This is a genomic window from Streptomyces sp. NPDC051907 (assembly GCF_040681075.1).
GTDB lineage: Bacteria > Actinomycetota > Actinomycetes > Streptomycetales > Streptomycetaceae > Streptomyces.
Genome location: NZ_JBFAYB010000057.1, coordinates 1 through 20,941 on the forward strand (window position 1 = coordinate 1; position 20,941 = coordinate 20,941).

At 71.4% G+C, this 20,941-nt stretch carries 21 protein-coding genes and 1 pseudogene; 9 read left to right on the forward strand and 13 right to left on the reverse strand.

The annotated features are described in order from the left end of the window. The 4 genes and pseudogenes from AB0M39_RS26185 to AB0M39_RS26200 form a co-directional block, all read right to left on the reverse strand. Positions 1 to 246: pseudogene (locus AB0M39_RS26185) on the reverse strand (hypothetical protein); the annotation flags it as partial. A 6-nt stretch (positions 247 to 252) separates the two neighbouring features. Further along, complete coding sequence (locus AB0M39_RS26190) at positions 253 to 1,254, reverse strand: MoxR family ATPase (protein WP_365368340.1); 1,002 nt, start codon at positions 1,252 to 1,254, stop codon at positions 253 to 255. Between the two features lie 88 nt (positions 1,255 to 1,342). Continuing rightward, positions 1,343 to 3,349, reverse strand: a complete 2,007-nt coding sequence (locus tag AB0M39_RS26195) for a trypsin-like peptidase domain-containing protein (protein ID WP_365368341.1) — start codon at positions 3,347 to 3,349, stop codon at positions 1,343 to 1,345. Beyond that, positions 3,346 to 3,924, reverse strand: coding sequence for a CU044_2847 family protein (locus AB0M39_RS26200; RefSeq protein WP_365368342.1), 579 nt, complete (start codon positions 3,922 to 3,924; stop codon positions 3,346 to 3,348). Before AB0M39_RS26200 ends, AB0M39_RS26195 begins: the two co-directional genes overlap by 4 nt. Positions 3,925 to 3,947: 23 nt before the next feature. Here AB0M39_RS26200 and AB0M39_RS26205 point away from each other — a divergent pair, with 23 nt between their 5' ends. After that, complete coding sequence (locus tag AB0M39_RS26205; RefSeq protein WP_005312030.1) at positions 3,948 to 4,130, forward strand: DUF6104 family protein; 183 nt, start codon at positions 3,948 to 3,950, stop codon at positions 4,128 to 4,130. Between the two features lie 105 nt (positions 4,131 to 4,235). Here AB0M39_RS26205 and AB0M39_RS26210 read toward each other — a convergent pair whose 3' ends face one another. After that, positions 4,236 to 5,042 carry a hypothetical protein gene (locus tag AB0M39_RS26210; protein ID WP_365368343.1) on the reverse strand — a complete coding sequence of 269 codons (807 nt, stop codon included), beginning with the start codon at positions 5,040 to 5,042 and terminating at the stop codon, positions 4,236 to 4,238. Positions 5,043 to 5,303: 261 nt separating this feature from the next. On the opposite strand from AB0M39_RS26210, the gene AB0M39_RS26215 reads away from it, so the two are divergent. Continuing rightward, positions 5,304 to 6,161 carry a DUF4097 family beta strand repeat-containing protein gene (locus AB0M39_RS26215; protein ID WP_365368344.1) on the forward strand — a complete coding sequence of 286 codons (858 nt, stop codon included), beginning with the start codon at positions 5,304 to 5,306 and terminating at the stop codon, positions 6,159 to 6,161. A gap of 1 nt (position 6,162) precedes the next feature. After that, positions 6,163 to 7,134 carry a helix-turn-helix transcriptional regulator gene (locus tag AB0M39_RS26220; protein WP_365368345.1) on the forward strand — a complete coding sequence of 324 codons (972 nt, stop codon included), beginning with the start codon at positions 6,163 to 6,165 and terminating at the stop codon, positions 7,132 to 7,134. An 856-nt stretch (positions 7,135 to 7,990) separates the two neighbouring features. On the opposite strand, the gene AB0M39_RS26225 is transcribed toward AB0M39_RS26220, so the two are convergent. Beyond that, positions 7,991 to 8,554 carry a Clp protease N-terminal domain-containing protein gene (locus tag AB0M39_RS26225; RefSeq protein WP_365368346.1) on the reverse strand — a complete coding sequence of 188 codons (564 nt, stop codon included), beginning with the start codon at positions 8,552 to 8,554 and terminating at the stop codon, positions 7,991 to 7,993. Further along, complete coding sequence (locus AB0M39_RS26230) at positions 8,554 to 8,763, reverse strand: HTH domain-containing protein (RefSeq protein WP_111002852.1); 210 nt, start codon at positions 8,761 to 8,763, stop codon at positions 8,554 to 8,556. Before AB0M39_RS26230 ends, AB0M39_RS26225 begins: the two co-directional genes overlap by 1 nt. Before the next feature lie 71 nt (positions 8,764 to 8,834). Here AB0M39_RS26230 and AB0M39_RS26235 point away from each other — a divergent pair, with 71 nt between their 5' ends. Beyond that, positions 8,835 to 9,680, forward strand: a complete 846-nt coding sequence (locus AB0M39_RS26235) for an MBL fold metallo-hydrolase (RefSeq protein ID WP_365368347.1) — start codon at positions 8,835 to 8,837, stop codon at positions 9,678 to 9,680. Here the strand turns inward: AB0M39_RS26235 and AB0M39_RS26240 are convergent. The 3 genes from AB0M39_RS26240 to AB0M39_RS26250 all read right to left on the reverse strand — a co-directional run bounded on the left by AB0M39_RS26240 (position 9,658) and on the right by AB0M39_RS26250 (position 13,716). Beyond that, positions 9,658 to 11,163 carry a cellulase family glycosylhydrolase gene (locus tag AB0M39_RS26240; RefSeq protein ID WP_365368348.1) on the reverse strand — a complete coding sequence of 502 codons (1,506 nt, stop codon included), beginning with the start codon at positions 11,161 to 11,163 and terminating at the stop codon, positions 9,658 to 9,660. The two genes, AB0M39_RS26235 and AB0M39_RS26240, sit on opposite strands and share 23 nt — an antisense overlap. Positions 11,164 to 11,196: 33 nt before the next feature. Beyond that, positions 11,197 to 12,162 (reverse strand): zinc-binding dehydrogenase, encoded by a 966-nt coding sequence (locus AB0M39_RS26245; RefSeq protein ID WP_365368349.1) that lies wholly within the window; start codon positions 12,160 to 12,162, stop codon positions 11,197 to 11,199. 321 nt (positions 12,163 to 12,483) lie between these two features. After that, positions 12,484 to 13,716, reverse strand: coding sequence for an NADP-dependent malic enzyme (locus AB0M39_RS26250; protein ID WP_365368350.1), 1,233 nt, complete (start codon positions 13,714 to 13,716; stop codon positions 12,484 to 12,486). A gap of 540 nt (positions 13,717 to 14,256) precedes the next feature. Between AB0M39_RS26250 and AB0M39_RS26255 the strand changes: the two genes are divergently transcribed. From AB0M39_RS26255 to AB0M39_RS26265, 3 genes are read left to right on the forward strand one after another with little or no spacing between them, the layout of a single operon-like run. Beyond that, complete coding sequence (locus AB0M39_RS26255; protein WP_365368351.1) at positions 14,257 to 15,219, forward strand: ABC transporter substrate-binding protein; 963 nt, start codon at positions 14,257 to 14,259, stop codon at positions 15,217 to 15,219. A gap of 44 nt (positions 15,220 to 15,263) precedes the next feature. Beyond that, positions 15,264 to 16,226: an amino acid ABC transporter permease gene (locus tag AB0M39_RS26260; protein ID WP_365368352.1), complete on the forward strand. Its 963-nt coding sequence runs from the start codon at positions 15,264 to 15,266 to the stop codon at positions 16,224 to 16,226. After that, complete coding sequence (locus tag AB0M39_RS26265) at positions 16,223 to 16,984, forward strand: amino acid ABC transporter ATP-binding protein (RefSeq protein ID WP_365368353.1); 762 nt, start codon at positions 16,223 to 16,225, stop codon at positions 16,982 to 16,984. Before AB0M39_RS26260 ends, AB0M39_RS26265 begins: the two co-directional genes overlap by 4 nt. A gap of 117 nt (positions 16,985 to 17,101) precedes the next feature. Here the strand turns inward: AB0M39_RS26265 and AB0M39_RS26270 are convergent, their stop codons facing one another. Further along, the gene (locus tag AB0M39_RS26270; protein ID WP_365368384.1) at positions 17,102 to 17,791 is read right to left on the reverse strand and encodes a class I SAM-dependent methyltransferase; all 690 of its coding nucleotides are present in this window, start codon (positions 17,789 to 17,791) and stop codon (positions 17,102 to 17,104) included. A gap of 166 nt (positions 17,792 to 17,957) precedes the next feature. Between AB0M39_RS26270 and AB0M39_RS26275 the strand changes: the two genes are divergently transcribed. Further along, on the forward strand, positions 17,958 to 18,587 hold the full coding sequence (locus AB0M39_RS26275) for a CGNR zinc finger domain-containing protein (RefSeq protein ID WP_365368354.1): 630 nt from the start codon (positions 17,958 to 17,960) through the stop codon (positions 18,585 to 18,587). Here the strand turns inward: AB0M39_RS26275 and sodX are convergent. Next, positions 18,491 to 18,967, reverse strand: a complete 477-nt coding sequence (sodX, locus tag AB0M39_RS26280) for a nickel-type superoxide dismutase maturation protease (RefSeq protein ID WP_365368355.1) — start codon at positions 18,965 to 18,967, stop codon at positions 18,491 to 18,493. The two genes, AB0M39_RS26275 and sodX, sit on opposite strands and share 97 nt — an antisense overlap. Positions 18,968 to 19,073: 106 nt before the next feature. On the opposite strand from sodX, the gene sodN reads away from it, so the two are divergent. Then, on the forward strand, positions 19,074 to 19,469 hold the full coding sequence (gene sodN, locus AB0M39_RS26285) for a superoxide dismutase, Ni (RefSeq protein ID WP_365368356.1): 396 nt from the start codon (positions 19,074 to 19,076) through the stop codon (positions 19,467 to 19,469). Between the two features lie 164 nt (positions 19,470 to 19,633). Here sodN and AB0M39_RS26290 read toward each other — a convergent pair whose 3' ends face one another. After that, positions 19,634 to 20,836: a low temperature requirement protein A gene (locus AB0M39_RS26290; RefSeq protein WP_365368357.1), complete on the reverse strand. Its 1,203-nt coding sequence runs from the start codon at positions 20,834 to 20,836 to the stop codon at positions 19,634 to 19,636. Positions 20,837 to 20,941 lie beyond the last annotated feature (105 nt).

A 20,941-nucleotide genomic window follows, 5' to 3' on the forward strand; every position in this document is an offset into this window, starting at 1 on the left:
GTCGACGCGGGGGCGCGGCTGGGGGCTGGGGGCGGCTGCGGACGGCTCGGGGGCCGGCACGGCCTCCTCGCGCCGCCGGCTCGCGGGCTGCGGCGGGGCCGGCCCGGCGGGAGCGGGCGCCGGGGTCCGGGCAGCGGCGGCGGGCACATGACGCGACAGCCATAGCGCGTCCGCCAGCTCTTCGACGGTGGGCGTCAGCTCCGCCTCGCGCAGCCGGGTCACGAGAGCGGTCAGGGCCGGGTCCATCGCGGGTCACCGCTGCCGGGTGTCGAGGGGGCGCATCAGCAGCTCGGCGATCTCCTCTCGCCGCGCGGGCTCCTCGCGCACGGCGTGCTGGGTCAGGAAGATCGCGTTGAGCAGCTGGTCGGTGGGGCGGAGCTCGCCGTCGCCATCCTCCCGGGTGAACTGGCCGATCAGATCGAGGTTGCGCTCGTCGGAGCCGGCCCCGAAGTGCGCCTGCACCATGGCGGCGAGCCGCTCGTCGCGCGGCGGGTCGAGGTGCAGGTGGATGCAGCGGCGCAGCAGCGGGGCGGGGAAGTCCCGCTCGCCGTTGCTGGTCATCACCACGAAGGGGAAGGCGTGACAGCGCACCCGGCCGCCCCGCACAGGCACCCGGCGGCCGTCGTCGGTGAGGACCCGTACCTCGTCCTGGCCGGGCCGGTCGGCCGTGCGCTCCAGCTCGGGGAGGGCGAACTCCCCTTCCTCCACCACGTTCAGCAGGTCGTTCGGCAGATCGATGTCGCTCTTGTCGAGCTCGTCGATGAGCAGCACGCGGGGCTGCGCGGCGGGCAGCAGCGCGGTGCCCAGCGGGCCGAGCCTGATGTAGCGGCCGATGTCGTCGGAGCCGTGCTCGGCGAGCTGGGCGTCTTGGAGGCGGCCGATGGCGTCGTAGCTATAGAGCCCGTCTTTCAGCTCGGTGCGGCTGACGACGGGCCACTGCAGGACGCGGCCGAGGCCGAGTTCGTACGCGACGGAGTGGGCGAGCGTCGACTTGCCGGAGCCCGGCTCGCCGGTGACGAGGAGCGGGCGCCGCAGATAGAGGGCGGCGTTGATCAGCTCGAGGGCCTCGGCGTCCTGCGCGGGCGGGGCCTCGCCGCGCGCGCCGAGCCGGCGGGTGGAGGCGCTGTCGATGGGCGGGGCGGGGTCGGGCAGCGGCTCGCCGGAGAAGGCGCGCCAGGGGGGCGGCGGCGGAAGGCGGCGGATCCGGTCGGGATCCGGGGCGCCGACGCCGCGGTAGATCAGCCAGTCGTCCATAGCTCGCTCCTGGTCGGCGTTCGGCGGTGGGCGCGGTGGGTTCGGGGGCGGGCACCGTGAGTTCGGCGTCGGCGGGCGCTATAGGCGTTCATGGGGAGTCCACCGGCCCTGTGTCGTCGGCGGGCAGAGGGCGGCTCGGGTCGTCGTAGAGCATGGCCACGCCCTCCGCCCAGTGCTGGGTGTTCCTCGATCCGCTGATGTCGTCCCTGATGCGGCGCAGCCGGTCGGGCAGCTCGACGAGGCCCGAGCTCTGCGCGAGGAGCACGGCCGCGCCCTGGTGCATGTCCTCGCAGAACTCCGTGCAGCCTTGGTCGGGGTGGCCGTCGGTGTGCCATAGAGCGATGCCGTGTCCGGCCTGAAGCGCCATGCCGATGGCTCGCCGCCCCACTCCCCTGCCTGCGGGCCGGCACAGGACGGGGACCGCGGACGGCGGCATCTCCTCGAAGTGGCGGAGCCTTGGAACCTGTCGCTGCGGCGGCGTGCGGCAGGCCGTGAGCGCCGCCCCGGCGGCCAGCATCCCCTCCCAGCGGCGGAGCCAAACGGCGTCGGGCTCGCCTCGTCGTGCGAGGTCGCGCAGGACCACCATCCGCCGTACCCCGACGTACGCGGGATGGTGCAGCCGCGCCATCTCGGTGAGCTGCCACCGGTGTACGGCGGTGTCGAAGTGGTCGGCGGGCAGGGCGACTTCGAGCGGGGCGGGCGCGCCGGGCGAGTCGACGGAGGCGAACACCTCGTCCAGCGGCCCGCGCAGCGTCCGCACGAGCTGCTCGGGCGGGACGCCTTCGCCGGTCTGCTCCTCGTGCAGGGGCTCGTTGACGTCATGGCCGTCGTCTACCCGGATGCGCCAGTAGAAGCGGGCGGGCCGGGCGTCGCAGACCGGCTCCAGCTCGACGATGACGACGGCCGCCCCGTCGCCTGGGCGCGGGTAGCCGACGACGACGCGGTCCTGGCCGTCGGGCGTGCGCTGGTGGACGAGGGCGGGCGGCAGCGTCGCCTGGGTGACGACGGTGTGCACGATCCGGGGTACGTCCTGGAGCCGCCGGGTCACCCAGTCGGCGAGGGGCGAGGCGTCGGCGCCGCGGCTGCGCTCGTACTCGACGACCAGCTGGAGGTAGTGCAGAGCGGCTATAGCGGCCACGGGCTGACCGGCTTCGTACAGCAGGCCGTGCCCGTCGCGCCAGATACGCGGCAGCAGCTGGCCGGGCGGCGGGGCGACGCCGCCGCGGGCCTTCTTGGCGAGCTCGGCGACGGGGCGGATTCCGGCGGGCGGCTGCACGGCGGCGAGCAGGCTGAGCGCCTCGCGCCGGTCCACCGGGCTCCACTGGTCGCCGCCGGTGTGCAGTCCCGCGCCGGGGAGGCGGTTCTGGCGCTCGATCCAGTTGTGCCCGGTGATCTTCGGCGATGTGCCGTGCCAGCGGTCGTGGGCCGCCATGACGAGCTGGTAGGCGGGGCCGAAGCGCCGTAGGGCGGTGGCCGCTATGGCCATCCCGCCGTCCCGGCCGGCGCGGCGGGACTTGAGGATCCCGACGACGGCCCCGGTGTGGGCGTCGACCACCGGGGAGCCGGAGCCGCCCTTGGGGAACTCGGTCTCCGGGCGAAAACGCAGCCCATAGTCGTCGTCGAAGCCGTTGATCCTGGCGGCGGCCCTCCAGCGCACGGCGCCGCGTGCGCCGCCCTCCTCCGGGGTCTGGGGGCGGTAGCCCTGGACGACTCCGCGGCCCCCGGGGTAGTCGGTGCGGTCGGTGAGCCATACGCACTCGTGCTCGACGTCGGCGTCCAGCAGCCGCACCAGGGCGAGGTCCTGCTCGACGGGGACCCGCTGCTCGGCGCGCGGCTCGCCGTCGAGGAGCCAGCAGGACAGCTGGGCGTCGAGGGGCTCGCCGCCGTTGACCTCGCTGCCGCGGAGGCTGAAGATCCGCGCCGGGTCGGCCTTGAGGTGGGGCGCGAGCACGTGTGCGCAGGTGAGCGCCCAGCCGGGTGCGACGAAGAAGCCGGTGCCCCACATGGGGGCGGTGGGCGCGGCCTCCTGGGCGGGTCGGAAGTGGACGGTGGCGGCGCGGGCGAGGGCGTCGATGAAGGAGTCGGACTCGCTCATGCGGTACGGCAGTCCGGGAGCGTTGTACGCGCGTCGGGGAGGGCCGTACGGGAGTCGGGGCGAGCCATAGGCGAGTCGGAGCCGCGAGCGGCGCCTCGACTCGGGTCCTGGCCTGGGTCCGGCCCCGCCGCCTGTCCTGCGTCCTGGTCCTTGAGGCGCCAGGTGAGGGTGACCTGGACGGACGCCTTGGCCTCCCCCGAGGCGAGCACGGCGAGCGCGGCGCCCGACTTGGCGGTGAGCTCCACGCCGAAGGTGACGCTGGCCTCGTCGGGCTTGGCGGCGGCAGCGGCGTCCAGCACGGAGGCGCCGACCCCGGCGATCAGCTCCTCCAGCTGCTGGACTCGGGCGGTGGCGTTCTCTATGAAGCCGACGTCCTCGTCGTCCTCGCCGTATCCGCCGCCCCCGGCGGACAGGCGGGCGTGCACGACGGCGCCGCCGGGTAACTCGATCTGCTGGACGCGTCCGTTCACGGTTCCCCCGTTCTCCACGACCAACTCTGTGGGAATGGCGACGAGGTTACTGGCCTGCACGGTTGCAAGGGAGGCCCCGAAGTCGCCGTAATCTGAAGAGGTCATCCCGTTCGTATCAGGAGCATGTCTTGTACTTCACCGATCGCGGCATCGAGGAGCTGGAGAAGCGGCGCGGCGAGGAGGAGGTCACCTTCGAGTGGCTCGCCGAGCAGCTGCGCACGTTCGTCGACCTCAACCCGGACTTCGAGGTCCCCGTCGAGCGCCTGGCCACCTGGCTGGCCCGGCTGGACGACGAGGACGACGAGGAGTGACCCCGGCGGCGGGCTGGGATGGGGGGCGCTCCCGGGGTCGGCCCAGGGGTCGGTCCGGGGAGCGGCCCAGGGGTCGATCCGGAGGTCGGTCCAAGGGCCGGTCCGCTACCCCAGCGCTCCCCGCAGCCGCTCGTACGCCAGCCCCACCACGCCGTCCACGACGAGAACCGTCCCCGCCACGACCCACCCCGCGCCCCGCGTGCGCAGTCCCCACACCGCCATAGGCACTCCCACGGCCACCTGCGCCGCGCCCCAGATCCTCGCCTTCCGTCCGCGCAGCCAGGGCCCCAGCGGGCCCTCCTCGACGACGTCCAGCTCGGCCCGTACGGCATCGCGCCAGCCGGACCACTCCACCGCCTCCGCGCCCTGAGCGCGGGCGACCGATCGCAGCCGGTCCGCGGGCTCGCCCGGCGAGAGGCCCACCGGGAGCACGAGACCGGCCCGCGCGAGGACCGCGATCACCGCCAGCAGCCGCGCTCGCCCGTCCGCCTCCGGATCCGGCCGGGTCAGCGGCTCCAGCGCCTGGAGGTCGAGTACCGGGTCCAGCCCCAGCCGCGCCGCGAACGTCCGCATCGCCTCGTCCTCGCCCACCGGCGTCCCGTCGGCCAGCCAGACGTACCCCACGGTCCTGCGGAACCCCGAGGCCAGGGTGAACCCCGCCCGGTCCGCGTCCCACCACAGCGCCAGCACCGGCCAGTGCGTGCCGACCGCGAGCGCCGTCGCCCATCCCGCGAGCACGCGGTCGATCGGCTCTCCGCCGTCCAGCCATGGCTTGCCCTCCGGGACGAGCACGCTCCACTCGGCGCCGGCCGGAGCGAGGAGCAGCTGTTCCCGCAGCAGATGGGCCGGGGCGCGTACTGCTTCGCTCTCGGCCCGGCACAGCACCAGGGCCCCCACGGATGTCGCGTTCATGCCCCATACGCTAGGGCAGTTTGCCCGACTACGGCCTGACATGCACCGCCGCGACGAACGATCGGGCTTTGCTCGTCGGAGGCTCGACAGAGACGCGGCGGCAGCCCAGCGGCGACTCCACAGCGGCTCGACAGCGGCTCGGCGACGCCTATGGAGGCTCGACTGGGCGCTTGACGCTTGACATCGGACAACCGCGATATATCGTGTTATCCATAGGACGCGATATGTTGCGTCGTAGCAGGCCTAGGGAGGGTCAGCCCCATGACAGAGCCGACGTGGCATGTCTCCGAGCCCACAAAGCTCACCTTCGACGAGCCCGTGAGCGCGCTGCACGTACGCATCGTCAACGGAACGGTGAACGTCGTGGGCACGGACGAAGGTTCCGCCCGCCTGGAGATCTCGGAGATCGAGGGCCCTCCGCTGGTCGTGACGAGGGAGGGCTCCACGCTCACCGTCGCCTATGAGGACCTGCCCTGGAAGGGCTTCCTCAAGTGGCTCGACCGCAAGGGCTGGCGCCGCAGCGCCGTCGTGTCCCTCGCGGTGCCGACCGGCTCGACCGTCGAGGTGGGCGTCGTCGGCGCGGCGGCCTTCGTCTCCGGCATCCAGGGCTCCACCGCCGTACGCGGCGTCAGCGGCGACACCACGCTCGTCGGCGTCGCGGGCGAGGTCCGCGCGGACACCGTATCGGGCAGCCTGGAGGCCCAGTCGGTCACCGGCGACCTGCGCTACAACTCCGTGTCGGGCGATCTGACCGTGATCGACGGCGCGGGCTCGTCCGTACGGGCCGAGTCCGTCAGCGGCGACATCGTCATCGACCTCCAGCAGGCCGGGAAGCCCACCGACATCCGGCTGACGACGATCTCCGGCGAGGTGGCCATCCGGCTGCCGCACCCCGCCGACGCGCAAGTCGAGGCCAACACCGCGAGCGGCTCGGTCTCCAACGCCTTCGACGACCTGCGGGTCAGCGGCCAGTGGGGCGCGAAGAAGATCACCGGCACACTGGGCGCGGGCACGGGCACGCTCAAGGCCACGACGGTGTCCGGCTCCATCGCGCTGCTGCGCCGGCCGCCCTCGGAGGACGGACCGCACGACGACGCTCCCACCGGAAAGGTGCTCTGACATGCCGCCCGTCTTCGCCCACGGCCGACTGCGCCTCTATCTGCTCAAGCTCCTGGACGAGGCGCCACGCCACGGCTACGAGGTGATCCGTCTGCTCGAGGAGCGCTTCCAGGGGCTGTACGCGCCCTCGGCGGGCACGGTGTACCCGCGCCTGGCCAAGCTGGAGGCCGAGGGCCTGGTCACGCATGCGACCGAGGGCGGCCGCAAGGTCTACTCGATCACCGACGCGGGCCGCGCGGAGCTCGCTGGACGCAGCGGCGAACTGGCCGACCTCGAACTGGAGATCCGCGAGTCGGTCTCCGAGCTGGCCGCGGAGATCCGCGACGACGTACGGGGGGCGGCGGGCAAGCTGCGCAGCGAGATGCGCGCGGCGGCGAGCGAGACGCGCCGTGCGTCGGCCCCGTCGGGCGACTGGGAGGGCGCGTTCGGGGACAAGGAGGCATGGCGGGAGGCGAAGGAGGAGCTGCGCAAGGCCAAGCAGGAGTGGCAGGAGCAGGCTCGCCGCGCGAAGGACGAGTCCCGCCGGGCGCGCGAGGACGCACAGCAGGCGCGCCGCCAGGCCAAGGAGGCCCAGGAGACGGCGCGCCGGGAGATGCAGCGCATCGCCAAGCAGGTGCAGGAGCAGGTGCAGGACCACTTCGTACGCGGCGACTGGCCGACCGGAGTGCAGAAGGGCCTGTCGGAGCTCAGCACCCAACTGGGCGGCCTGGCCCGCAGCGGCGGCTGGCCAACTGGCGGCTGGTCCTCGGCGCCGCAGGAGCCGGCGCCGCAGGATCCGGCGCCGCAGGATCCGACGCCCGCCTCCGACGACCCGGCGCGCGACCTGGACAGGCTGCTGGACCGCTTCCGCGACGACATCCGCGACGCGGCGAGGGACAACGGCGTCACCGAGGCCCAACTCACCGAGGCCCGCCACCACCTCTCGACAGCGGCGGCCCATCTGGCAGCACTGCTGAGGCCCCCAAAGGCGTGAGCCGCCAAGCGCCCCGGCGGGGGCGACACCAACCCCCGCCGGGGCATGGGCGTTTCTGTGGCCGACCCGGGGGACGCGCGAGCGGCTAGGGCCAGCCAGGTGCGGCGTACGGGCGTCTAGCCCGACGCCAAGACGTAAGGGGGCGCACCGAACCCCCGGCCCCGTACACCCCGACCCAGGCGACCCGAGCCACCAAACTGCCAGCCCACCCGGCACACCCGCGCGACTCCCCCGAAGGGAACTGGGCCTTTCCCCCGCGCCGCGAAGCCGGCGCCCCTGCCGGAGCAGGCGCTCGGACCAACACCCAAGCCGAGTACTGCGCGGCCTCGCCTCCAGTAGCCAGCCCCCTGCGCGGACACCCGCCCCGGCCCCCGAACGGTGCTCAGGCCAACACCCAAACGGAGCCCCCCGCACCGGCACGCCGCACCCCCGCGCCGCGAAGCTGGTGCCCCACGCCGGGACCAGGCGCTGCGCAATGCCCCCCTCAGTGCCGGACCAACACCCAAGCCGAATGCTGCGCAGCCTCACATCCGGTGGCCAGCCCCCTGCGCGGACACCCGCCCCGGCCCCCGAAGGGTGCTCAGGCCAACACCCAAACGGAGTCCCCCGCACCCCCGCACCGCGAAGCCGGCGCCCACGCCCGAGGGCCCCCGCCAAGCACCCCGAGTCCCCCGCACCAGCAAGCCGCCGCACGCCTCGCACCGCGTCCCTCCCGCCGAACGCGGGTACCGCGCCGCGAAACTGGCGCCCCACCCCCGGGGCACCAGCCCCGGCAACCCCCGCCCCCCGGAGGGGGCCTGGGGGCGGAGCCCACAGTTCAGGGGAGGGGCGGGGTGGGGGAGATCACCCCCCACCACTAACCCGCTCTCTCCTCCCCACCCCCAAACACCACCCTCTCCACCGCCCCATACGTCACCCCGTGCTCCTCCAGCACATCCGCCACCACTCCCGGGCACGCCGTCAGCGCCAGCAGAAAGTGCTCCACGCCGACCAGCCTGTCCCCCCGCCCCACCGCGATCCGCAGCGACTTCTCCAGCACGTTCTTCGCCGTCGGCGTGAACCCCCGGTGCCCGGGCCACCACCGTCGCGGCCTCCCCGCCCCCTGCAGCGCTCCCCGCCCGTGCGCGTCCTCCACGCGGGAGACGATCTCCGTCACGTCGATGCCGAGACCGGCCAGCGCCTGCTCGTCCGCCCGTGAGAGACCGCCGCGCCGGCGCGCGTCGTCGAGGGCGGTCTCCAGCGACTCCCGCCGGTCCGCCACCCCCAGCGCCGCGAACGCGAACGACACCCGCGTCCCCGTCTGGTCGAGCATCGCCAGCAGCACATGCTCCTCGGTGATCGAATCCGCGCCCTTGCGCTCGGAGTGCTCTACCGCGCCCGTGACCACGTCCCGGGCGTCCTTGGTGAACCGTTCGAACATCACTGCCTCCCGTGCTTCTTGTGCACGGCCTGCCGGCTGACGCCCAGCTCGGCCGCGATCTCCTGCCACGACCAGCCCTGGTTCCGGGCGCTGCGCACCTGCACGGCCTCAAGCTGCTCCAACAGCCGCCGCAGCGCGGCGACGGCACGCAGCCCCACCCGGGGGTCGCGGTCGCCCGCCCGCTCGGCGAGATCGGTTGCTTCGGTCATGCATGTCAACCTACATTGACAGTTATCCACAGTCAACCCTGGTTGACACTCACAGGCGTACCGTGAATCCCGTGATCGATTTCCACGCTTCCGCACCCGTGACCGGCAGCCTCGACGTCAAGTGGCATGCCGGCTGGCCCTCTCCCAAGCACGACCCCGCCCCGGAGATCCAGGTCCATGCGTACAACGAGCACACGCTGATCCTCCGGCAGAACAAGTCGGTGCACTTCGAAGCGCCGTTCCTCTTCCTGCTGTTCGGGAACGAACGGGCGCTCCTGCTGGACACCGGCGCCACAGCCGACCCCGCGCACCTCCCGCTGCGCACGACCGTCGACGCCCTGATCGTGCGCTGGCTCGCCGAGCACCCCCGCGCGGAGTACGGACTGACCGTGGCCCACACCCACGGCCACGGCGATCACATCGCGGGCGACGCCCAGTTCGCGGACCGGCCGCACACCCAGCTCGTCGGGCCCTCGCTCGCGGAGGTGACCGACTTCTACGGGCTGGCCGACTGGCCGGAGGGCCGCGCCGAGCTCGACCTCGGCGGGCGGGTGGTCGACGTGCTCCCCGGCCCGGGCCACCAGGACGCCGCGGTCGTCTTCTACGACCGGCACACCGGTCTGCTGCTGACCGGCGACTCCCTCTACCCCGGCCGACTCTATGTGACGGACGCCGCCGCCTTCACCGCCACCGTCGACCGGCTGCTCGCCTTCTGCGCGAGCACCCCGGTGACGCACATCCTCGGCTGCCATATCGAGATGACGACCACCCGGGACGTGGACTATCCCCGGGGGACCACCCACCAGCCGGACGAGCCGCCGCTCCAGCTGACGACCGGGCATCTGCGCAGACTGCGCAGCGCCCTCGCCGTCCACGAGGGCCCGTGCGGCGACTTCATCGTGGTGTACGAGGAGTGACCGTGACCGTGACCCACGCCCCCGGCCAGGCGTGCACCCGCACCTCGCCGGCCCTGCCCGCCGCAACGGCGCCCGTGCTCGTCCAGGCCGGGCCGTCTACCGCGATACGCCAGCCGGCCGGACTCGGCGGCAGCGAGATCTCCGTCGCCCCCGGCCGCACGGACGCCCGGTACCGCAGGCGGTACGCCCCGCTGCCCGGGTCGTACGCGTCGATATCCACCCGGCCCGCCACCGCGCGGGCGTACGGCGCGGCGGTCTGCTCCTTGTTCGTGCGGAACGACCCCTGCTCGTCGACCGCGCAGTAGCCGCCGCCGTAGCACCACACATAGCCCGCCCAGCCGGAGCTGTAGCGATTCAGGGAGGTGAGCGCCTCACGGTAGAACCGGGACATGTTCGGAAGGGAGTTGTTCAGGGGACCCCACTCCCCCACCACGATCGGGATCCGCTGCTCCTTGGGGTAGGCGGTGACCGCCGCCTCGTACGACTCGATCCAGCCCGCCGAGGGGTCGTAGTCCGCGCCCGCCTCCATCGCCGCGTTGTAGAAGTGGGGGGCGTAGACGACCTTGGGGTCCTCGATCCGCCCGAGGCCCGTGGGCACGCCCTCGCCGACGATCGGGGTCGGCTCGACGAAGAGCCAGGCGTCGTCGTCGACCGTGCGGACCGCGTCCGCGAGCCGGTTGTACATCGCGGTGAGCTGCTCGGCTTCGATCCGCCGGGCCGCTGTCGGCAGATCCTCGCCCTCTCGCATCTCGCCCATCGGCTCGTTGATCAGGTCGTAGCCGAGGACGGCCGGATGGTCCTTGACGTGGTCGGCGAGGACCCGCCACATCCGCGCCTGGGCGCGCCGTAGGTCGGCGTCCCCGTAGAGGTGGGTGAAGGCGCGCTGCACGGCGGGTTCGAAGTACTCCGCGAACCAGTCGTCGGGGTGCGGGGTGAAGGGCAGCCCGTCCGTCCTGGTCGCCCACTCGGGAATGCCCCGGTGGTCGAACGCCGGACCGAACACGTCCTGGTGGGCGTCGATCAGCACCTGGACGCGGTGCTTGTCGGCCCAGTCCAGGATCCGATCGATCTTGCGGAGGTACGCGGCGCTGTACTGCCCCCGGCGGGGTTCGAGGTCGTCCCAGAAGACGAGCAGCCGGGCGAGGTTGAAGCCCTTGGCCCGCAGGTCGCGGAAGTGCTTCTCGGTGATGGCGGACAGGGCCGCTTCGCCGCGGTGGGTCTTGTCCTCGACGTTCCAGCCGCGCAGCGTGAGGACGCGCCCCCGGTCGTCGGTCAGAGGAGGGATGCCATCCGCGGCACCGCCCCCGCCCCCGTCCGCGGCGGCGGCAGCAACGGAAGACGGCAAGGCGGGAGACGGACCAGCAGAGAGAGGAGAAGAGCGGGGAGAAGAGGGAGGAGACGCGTGGGCGGCAGGGGCGAGCGCCCCCGCCGCCAGCAGGAGGAAGCAGCCGACCAGAGTCCGGATCGTTCGGCGCGTACGCATGGGGCGGATCCCATCAGTACACCTGACGGTCCATCAAGAGGGCGTCAGCACGATCTTCCCGAAGAGGTCGCCCGCCGCCATCTTCTCGAAGCCCTCCCGGGCCCGGTCCAGCGGCAGGACCTCGTCGATCACCGGGCGGACGCCCGTGGCAGCGCAGAAGGAGAGGAGGTCTTCCAGTTCGTCCTTGGTGCCCATCGTGGAGCCGACGACCTTGAGCTCCAGGAAGAAGATCCGGGTCAGCTCGGCGTGCGAGGGGCGGTCGCCGCTGGTCGCGCCCGAGATCACCAGGGAGCCGCCGGGGCGCAGCGACTTGACCGAGTGCGACCAGGTCGCCGCGCCGACCGTCTCGATGACGGCGTCCACCCGCTGGGGCAGCCGCGCGCCCGGCTCGTACGCCTCTTCCGCGCCCAGCTCGACGGCCCGCTTCCGCTTGGCCTCGTCGCGGCTGGTGGCGTACACGCGCAGCCCGGCCGCCTTCCCGAGGACGATCGCGGCGGTCGCGACGCCGCCGCCCGCGCCCTGGACGAGGACCGAGTCGCCGGGGCGCACCCCGGCGTTGGTGAAGAGCATCCGGTAGGCGGTCAGCCAGGCCGTCGGCAGGCAGGCGGCCTGCTCGAAGGTGAGCTCGGCCGGCTTGGGCAGCACGTTCCAGGCGGGGACGGCGACGCGCTCGGCGAAGGTGCCCTGGTAGCGCTCGGTGAGGATGGAGCGGGGCTCGTTCGGGCCGACGCCGTGGCCGCTCTGGCCGATGACGGAGTGGATCACCACTTCGTTGCCGTCCTCGTCGACGCCTGCGGCGTCGCAGCCGAGGATCATCGGCAGCTTGTCCTCGGCGAGGCCGACGCCTCGCAGCGACCAGAGGTCGTGGTGGTTGAGGGAGGCGGCCTTGACGGTGACCGTGGTCCAGCCGGGGCGGACCTCGGGCTCTGGGCGATCGCCCAGCACAAGGCCGTCGAGGGGGGCTTCGCGGTCGATGCGGGCGGCGTAGGCGGCGAACATGACCTTGAGAGTAGGGCGGGCCGGCGCCCGGCGGAACCGGGGACCGGTGTGACGCGCGCCCCGTTTTTCCGCGCCCGGGCGCCAGGCCCCCGAAAGCGCCGCATCAGCGGGAGCATCGGTGCGAACGGCAGCGGAGGCATCAGCGGAGGCAACAGCCGAAGCACCGACGGAAACAGCAGGGGAGCAACAGCGGAGGCATCGACGGGAACAGCGGCGGAGCGACGCACGGCGACGGGAACGGGAACGGGCCGTGTCCCGCCCGTCGAGGGGTGGGACACGGCCCGTCGCCGTGCATGAGCCGAAGGCCCGCGTCGCGTCAGGTCAGCGACGCGCGACGCCTTCCGCGCGTGCTGCCGCCGCGACCGCCGCCGTGACCGCCGGGGCGACCCGCTCGTCGAACGGGGACGGGATCACGTAGTCGGCCGCCAGCTCGTCGCCCACGACGTCCGCCAGCGCGTTCGCCGCGGCGATCTTCATGCCCTCGGTGATGCGGGAGGCCCGCACCTGGAGAGCGCCCGCGAAGATGCCGGGGAAGGCCAGGACGTTGTTGATCTGGTTGGGGTAGTCGCTGCGGCCCGTGGCCACGACCGCCGCGTACTTGTGGGCGACGTCGGGGTGGACCTCGGGGTTCGGGTTGGCCATGGCGAAGACGAACGCGCCCTTGGCCATCGACGCGACGGCCTTCTCCGGCACCGTGCCGCCGGAGACGCCGATGAAGACGTCCGCGCCGGCCAGCGCCGTCTCCAGCGAGCCGGAGAGCCCCGCCCGGTTGGTGAGCTCGGCGAGCTCGCGCTTGACCGGGGTGAGGTCCTCGCGGTCCTGGCTGACAATGCCCTTGCGGTCGGCCACGGTCACATCGCCGACGCCTGCCTCCAGCAGGAACTTCGCGATGGCCACGCCGGCCGCGCCCGCGCCCGAGATCACGGCGCGCAGCTCTCCGAGGGGGCGCTCGGTCAGCTTCGCGGCGTTGCGCAGCGCGGCGAGCGTCACGATCGCCGTGCCGTGCTGGTCGTCGTGGAAGACCGGGATGTCGAGCCGCTCCTGGAGCCTGCGCTCGATCTCGAAGCAGCGCGGCGCCGAGATGTCCTCGAGGTTCACTCCGCCGAAGGACGGCGCGAGCCGGACGACCGTCTCGATGATCTCGTCGGTGTCCTTGGTGGCGAGGGCGATCGGGACCGCGTCCACGCCGCCGAACTGCTTGAAGAGGATGGCCTTCCCCTCCATGACCGGAAGCGACGCCTCCGGTCCGATGTCGCCGAGACCGAGCACGGCGGTCCCGTCCGTCACGACGGCGACGACCTGCGACTTCCACGTGTACTCGTGGACGAGCTCAGGCTGCTCGGCGATGGCGGTGCACACCTTGGCGACACCGGGTGTGTACGCGAGGGACAGGTCGTCCTTGTCGCGCACCGGCACAGTGGCCTGGACGGCCATCTTGCCGCCGCGATGCAGCGCGAAGGCCGGATCGAAGGCCGGATCCAAGGGCTCTCCGGCGTCTCCGGGAGCACTCTCCGTAGTGCTGTCGCTGCGAGGATTGACGATCTCCGCTGCCATTTGGTTGACCCCTTAAGTCTTCATCAGTTGAGGGTGGCCACTCCTGGTTGAGGAGGGGTGGGCGGGCACCGCGTCCGTTCCCTGTCCTGGCGGATGGCCCGCCGGACAGGGGGAGGTACGTACGCGCGGGCGCGCCGCACACGCGCCCTGAGCCCCGGATGAGGGGTGTAAACGTCCTTCTTACCTGACCGACCGGGCCGTCGACGAGTCGGTATCCGTTCGGCCGAGCGAGTCATCTACTCGACCGTGCGACTCATCGGAGGAAAACCGGACAACCCTACTAAGAGTGGTGAGACCACACCACACTGTAAGACGGGCAGGAGATTCTCCGGCCGGAGGAAGGCATTCCAGTGAAAGGTCCGGCCTTGATGTACCGGCCCGCTGGGCTTCGGGGGTGACCCGTTATCCGATTTTGACATGGCAAGCCCCCTGAATGGGCTAGTCCGAATGGCAAGATGCCGAAAACACACAAGGTCGCGACACTCGAAGATGAGTACACGACCCGCTGGTAGCTCCCTCACCCGCCGGAGGACCCCGATCATGACCGCACGCACCACCCGTCGTACGACCGCTGCCAGGTCCCGAATCGCCGCGGTCGGCGCGATCGCGGTCGCCGGCGCCCTGACGCTCACCGCCTGTGGCGACCAGACGAACTCGGGATCGGGCAGCACCAAGGAGAGCGACGGCGCGAGCGCCTCCGCCCTCTTCGCCAAGCTCCCCAAGAAGTACCAGGACTCCAAGGTCATCAAGGTCGGCACGGACGCCGCCTACGCCCCGATGGAGTACGAGGAGGGCGGCAAGATCGTCGGTATCGACCCCGACATCGCCGCGGCCCTCGGCAAGGAGCTCGGCGTCACGTTCGAGTTCACCTCCGGCACCTTCGACGGCCTGATCTCGTCGCTGAACACCGGCCGCCAGGACCTCGTCATGTCGGCCATGAGCGACACCAAGGCCCGTCAGGAGGGCCTGGACGACAAGGGCAAGAAGACCGGCAAGGGCGTCGACTTCGTCGACTACTTCACCTCCGGCGTCTCGCTCCTCGTCAAGAAGGGCAACCCGGACAACATCCAGAACCTCGACGACCTGTGCGGCAAGAAGGTCGCCGTGCAGCGCGGCACCATCTACGAGGACACGTTCAAGGCCCAGGCCGCCAAGTGCGAGAAGGACGGCAAGGGCAAGCTCACCATCGAGGCGTTCGACACCGACGCCGAGGCGCAGACGCGTGTGAAGTCCGGCGGCGCCGTCGCCGACCTCAACGACTACCCCGTCGCCGCGCACATCGCTAAGACCGCGGGCGGCGGCGACGACTTCGAGGTCGCGGGCGGCCAGACGGACGCCGGTCCGTTCGGCATCGCGGTCGACAAGGAGAACACGCAGCTGCGTGACGCGATCAAGGAAGCCCTGAACGCGATCATCAAGAACGGCGAGTACGAGAAGGTCCTCGAGAAGTGGGACGTCAAGAACAGCGCCGTCACCGAGGCGACCATCAACGCCGGCAAGTAAGCACTGGCGTTCCGCCTCTCGCGTTTCACTGAAGGGCAGTCACTGTGACTGACAAGTTCGACAAGCCGCCGGCCGACGAGCCACCGAAGGACACGGCGGTCAGCAAGGTGGGGACCACCGTCCCCCCTGAGAAGATCAAGGCCATTCCGGTACGGCACTGGGGCCGCTGGGTCTCCGGCGTCGTCGTGGTGGCCCTGCTGGGCATGCTGGTTTACTCGTTCTCACAGGGCGATGTGAACTGGGACACGGTCGGGGACTTCGTCTTCGACGACCGGATCCTGGCCGGCATGGGCCGCACGGTGTTGATCAGCGTGCTCTCCATGCTCATCGGCCTGGTCCTGGGCATCATCTTCGCGGTCATGCGACTGTCGAAGAACCCAGTGACCGGTGCGGTGTCGTGGCTGTACATCTGGTTCTTCCGCGGCACGCCGGTGTACGTCCAGCTGCTGCTCTGGTTCAACCTCGCGCTGATCTTCCCCGTCCTGAACCTCGGGTTCTACAAGGACGAGATGGTCGACGTGATGACCCCGTTCATGGTGGCCCTGCTGGGTCTGGGCCTGAACGAGGGCGCGTACATGGCCGAGATCGTGCGTGCGGGCATCCAGTCCGTCGACGAGGGCCAGACCGAGGCGTCGCACGCGCTGGGCATGTCGAACGGCAAGACGATGCGCCGGGTGGTGCTGCCGCAGGCGATGCGGGTGATCGTGCCGCCGACCGGCAACGAGTTCATCAACCTCCTCAAGACGTCTTCGCTGGTCTCGGCCGTGCAGTACGTCGATCTGCTGCGCGCCGCGACGAACATCGGATCCACGTCGTTCGCGGTGATGGAGATGCTGCTGGTGGCGTCGATCTGGTACCTCGCGCTGACCAGTGTGTTCAGCGTGGGCCAGTACTACGTTGAGAGGTACTACGCACGCGGGTCGCTGCGGTCGCTGCCGCCCACCCCGTGGCAGAAGGTCAAGGCGAACATGCTGTCCCTGGGCAGCGCGAGGGGGTCGGCGTCATGACCGCGATGGTGAAGGCCGAGGGCGTCCACAAGTCCTACGGCTCCGCGCACATCCTCAAGGGCATCGACCTCGAGGTCGCTCCCCGTGAGGTGTTCTGCCTGGTCGGCCCGTCCGGGTCGGGCAAGTCGACGTTCCTTCGGTGCATCAACCACCTGGAGCAGATCAACGCCGGCCGGCTCTCGGTGGACGGCCAGCTGGTCGGCTACCGGCAGAAGGGCGACAAGCTCTACGAGCTCAAGGACAGCGAGGTCGCGGCCCAGCGCCGGGACATCGGCATGGTGTTCCAGCGGTTCAACCTGTTCCCGCACATGACCGCGCTGGCCAACGTCATGGAGGCCCCGATCCAGGTCAAGGGCGAGTCCAAGGCGGTCGCCCGCGAGCGTGCGGAGCGGCTGCTGGACCGGGTCGGGCTGGGCGACAAGGCCAAGAACTACCCCTCGCAGCTCTCCGGCGGACAGCAGCAGCGGGTGGCCATCGCCCGGGCGCTGGCCATGGAGCCCAAGCTGATGCTCTTCGACGAGCCGACCTCCGCGCTCGACCCCGAGCTCGTCGGCGACGTGCTGGACGTCATGCGGGGCCTGGCCGAGGACGGTATGACGATGATCGTCGTCACCCATGAGATGGGCTTCGCCCGCGAGGTCGGCGACTCCCTCGTCTTCATGGACGAAGGCGTCGTCGTCGAGTCCGGCCACCCGCGGGACGTTCTCACCAACCCGCAGCACGACCGGACCAAGGCGTTCCTCTCCAAGGTCCTCTGACCTTCGAGCGGAACACCGCGGCGCCGCGCACCACAGCGGCCCGGGGACGCAACGCCACAGGGCGGCACGGACACAACGTCCGTGCCGCCCTGTCGTTCTTGTGCCTGCGGCCGCCGGCTACTTCAGGGCGAGGAGCAGCGAGTCGGAGGGCGAGGACCACACCGCCCTGGCCTCCCCGAAGCCGGCCGCCCGCAGGGTCTCGGCGTGCCAGCGCACCGAGGGCGTGTCGCCGTCGGCGTGCTCGCCGTAGATCTCGTACCGCTGAGCGGTCGGCCCGGCCAGGACCGGGTCTGCGGCGGCCAGCGCCCACCATTCGGCCCAGTCGAGGACGCCGGACTCCTTGGCCCGGTCCATCTGGGCATGGCGGTGGGCCCGTTCGGCGGCGTTGATGCGCGGGGTGGACTCGTCGATCATGTGGTCGGCGTTCATGAAGACGCCGCCGTCGCGTACGAGGGCGCCGATCTGCCCGTAGAGGGCGGCCAGCGGCTCGCTGTGCAGCCAGTGCAGCGCGGTGGCGGTCAGGACGGCGTCGTACGAGTCGTACGGCAGCTTCCGGGCCCACTGGGGGTCCTTGAGGTCGGCGGTGACGAAGGAGACCCGCTCGTCGCCGGCGAAGTACCCCTCGGCGATGGTCAGCAGCGCGGGGTCCAGATCCACTCCCGTGCTGACGGCCTCTGGGAACCGGCGAAGGAGCCTGTCCGTGATACTTCCCGTACCGCAAGCGAGGTCCAGCACCCTCGGCCGGGGTCCCACCAGGGCCTCGACCATGTCGAGCATCACCCGGAAGCGCTCCTCGCGGTCGGGCATGTACCACTCCTGCTGCCGGTCCCAGCTCGCCTGCCAGGCCCGCCAGTCGGTGCCCGCGCCCGCCACCGTCTCCTGCTCCGTCACCTGAACCACTCCATTCGTAATACCCTCGAAGCACGATCAGCCGTTACGCCGACACACTAGACCGCAGCCGTAAGGACTACAAGTGGAACTGGCCCATTACTCGGACTACGCCGTGCGCCTGGTCAACACCGAGGAGCCGGCTCGCAACAAGGACGCCCTGACCTCGGTCGAGGCAGTCCGGGACCTTTTCGGCCCGTCCGTCCAGGCCGCGCGCCGCGCGGCGGACGCGGACGTCACACGCTTCCGTTCCGTGCGGGCGAGACTGCGGGCGGTCTTCACAGCCGCCGACTCCGGCGACGAGACGCACGCGGTCGACCTGCTCAACTCGCTGCTGCTGGAGTTCCCGGTCAGCCCGCAGGTCTCGGGCCACGACTACCGCGACGAGGACGGCCGCCCCAAGTGGCATATGCACCTCGCCGACCACCCCTCCAACGCGACGGCCGGGTACGCCGCCATCGCGGCGATGGGGCTCGCCTTCCATCTCACCGAGTACGGAGTGGACCGGCTCGGCCTCTGCCAGGCGCCGCCGTGCCGCAACGCCTATCTCGACACCTCGACCAACCGCTCCCGCCGCTACTGCTCGGACCGCTGCGCGACCCGGGCGAACGTGGCCGCCTACCGCGCCCGCAAGCGCCTGGAGACGGAGCGGTCCGAGAGCACGAGCCGCACGGCCGACAGCGCCCAGGAGACCGCCCCGCGCACCGAGCGCTGATCCGCGGGGAGCGGCCGGTACCTGCCCCGCACCCGGCCCAGCAGCAGCTCCGGGGGCACCGTGCCGAAGAGCCGGCTGTCGCCCTCCGCCCCCGGGTTGTCGCCGAGCACCCACCAGCCGCCGTCGCGCAGCTCGACCAGGCGCTTGACGATGAGCAGGTCCTGCTGGAGCGGATGGCGCAGCACGGCCACGTCGCCGGGCTTGATCCCGGCGCCGTAGTGCACGAGCAGCCGGTCGCCGTGCTTGAGCGTCGGGTACATGGAAGGACCGTTCACTTCCGCGATCCCGAACGGCGGTCTCGGCTCCGGCCCCTGCTCGTTCATCCGCTTCCTCCGAGTCCCACGGTCGACTCCCACGGTGTGTTCCGCCACCGGTCCCATACTGACCCTGGACTTTTGACCTAAGCCCTAGGGGGCACCCGCGAAAACACGTCTCTCACGGAGTAATGTCCCACCTGAGAAGACGATCACGAGGAAGGACAGCTCAATGCTCTCCCGCCTGTTTGCCCCCAAGGTGAAGGTCAGCGCCCACTGCGACCTGCCCTGCGGTGTGTACGACCCGGCCCAGGCCCGTATCGAGGCCGAGTCGGTCAAGGCCGTCCAGGAGAAGTTCCAGGCGAACGAAGACCCGCACTTCCGGGCGCGCGCCACGGTCATCAAGGAGCAGCGCGCGGAGCTCGCCAAGCACCATGTCTCGGTGCTGTGGAGCGACTACTTCAAGCCGCCGCACTTCGAGAAGTACCCGGAGCTGCACCAGCTGGTCAACGACACCCTGAAGGCCCTGTCGGCCGCGAAGGCGTCGACGGACCCGGCGACCGGCCAGAAGGCTCTGGACCTCATCGCCCAGATCGACGAGATCTTCAAGGCGACCAAGCAGGCCTGAACGGGTGGGGCGTCCAGCGCCCCGCCGAGCGATCCGCACCCGGCGCCCGCCCCAGGGCGCCGGGTGCGGTCGTCTCAGCCGCCGCCGAGCGCACGCGGAGAGCGCACGCAGAGAGTTCACGCAGAGAGTTCACGCAGCTCACGCGGAGAGTTCACGCGGAGGGCTCAGGCCTTCGCCGTGCGGCCCGTGCGGTCGTGCACGACGACCAGCGCGGTCACCGCCGCGGCCAGCAGGCCGAGCGCCAGCAGCGCCGGGACCAGCGAGACCAGCGCCCCGGCGCCGAGGCAGAGGACGCCTCCCGCGAGCAGGGTCGCGGACGAGCGGCCGGTCGTGCGCAGGAGTATCGCCGCCGTCCCGAGCAGGAAGACGCCCACTCCCCCGGTCAGCGCCCAGGCCACCACTCCGTGCAGCGGCTCGGAGAGCTCGTAGTGGCCGGTGTCGGCTATCTGGTGCAGGGTCTTCTTCATGCCGAGCGCCGTGAGCACGATGCCGCCGACGAGCGGCAGATGCAGAAACGTGTAGGCGTCGCGGGCCAGCCGCGTGCGGTCGTCGCCGTCCAGGTGGGTCAGCTTGTGCTCGGCCCGCTCGCTGAGCTCGCGGAAGTACAGCCGCCACAGTCCGGCGACGACCATGAGGCCCGCGGCGGACGCGACCAGGACCGGGGCGGAGAGGGGCAGGCCGGAGACGCCCACGCCGATGGCGACGATCGACTCGCCCAGGGCGATGATCACGATCAGGCCGTGGCGTTCGGCGAAGTGGCCGGGCGAGGCGACGCGCCAGCCGGAGCCTCCGGCGATGTAGATCCCGCCGTAGTCGACGGCGACCGCGGCCAGCCAGACGAGGATCTGCGTCATGCCGCTGAGCGCGCTGCCGACGAGCAGCAGGGCGAACGGCGGCGCCACCGACATCAGGGCGGTGCGGCGCAGGGTGCGGCGGAGCACCGGGTCGCCGGGGCCGGACATCCAGTACGCGATGAGGTGCAGCGACCGGACCGCGCCGTAGCAGAGCACGAACACCAGCGGCGCGGACAGGCCGCCGGGGAGGTCCTCGTAGACCTCGGGCACGGTCAGCGAGACGATCAGCACCACCGCCATCACGGCGACCAGCACGCTGAACATCGCGCCGGAGTCCGCGCGCACGACGTTGCCCAGCCAGGCGAAGCAGCACCAGCACCACCACAGCAGGGCGAGCACCACGCCCCCGCCGAGCAGCCGCAGGGGGCTCGGGGCCGCCGCCATCAGGGCTGTGACCTGGGTGATCGCGTACACGAACACCAGGTCGAAGAAGAGCTCGGCCGGCGTCACCTTATGACCGTCGTCCGTGGCGATCAGCCGGGCCCCCGCCCGGGTGCGTCTTTTCTCCGACACTCCGTCATCTCCCCCTTCACAAACTGCAGTTCGACCCCGTCCGCCGCCTACGGTACGACCCCGGGACGCCGTCCGGGGTGGCTGGAACCAACCTGATCGACCAAC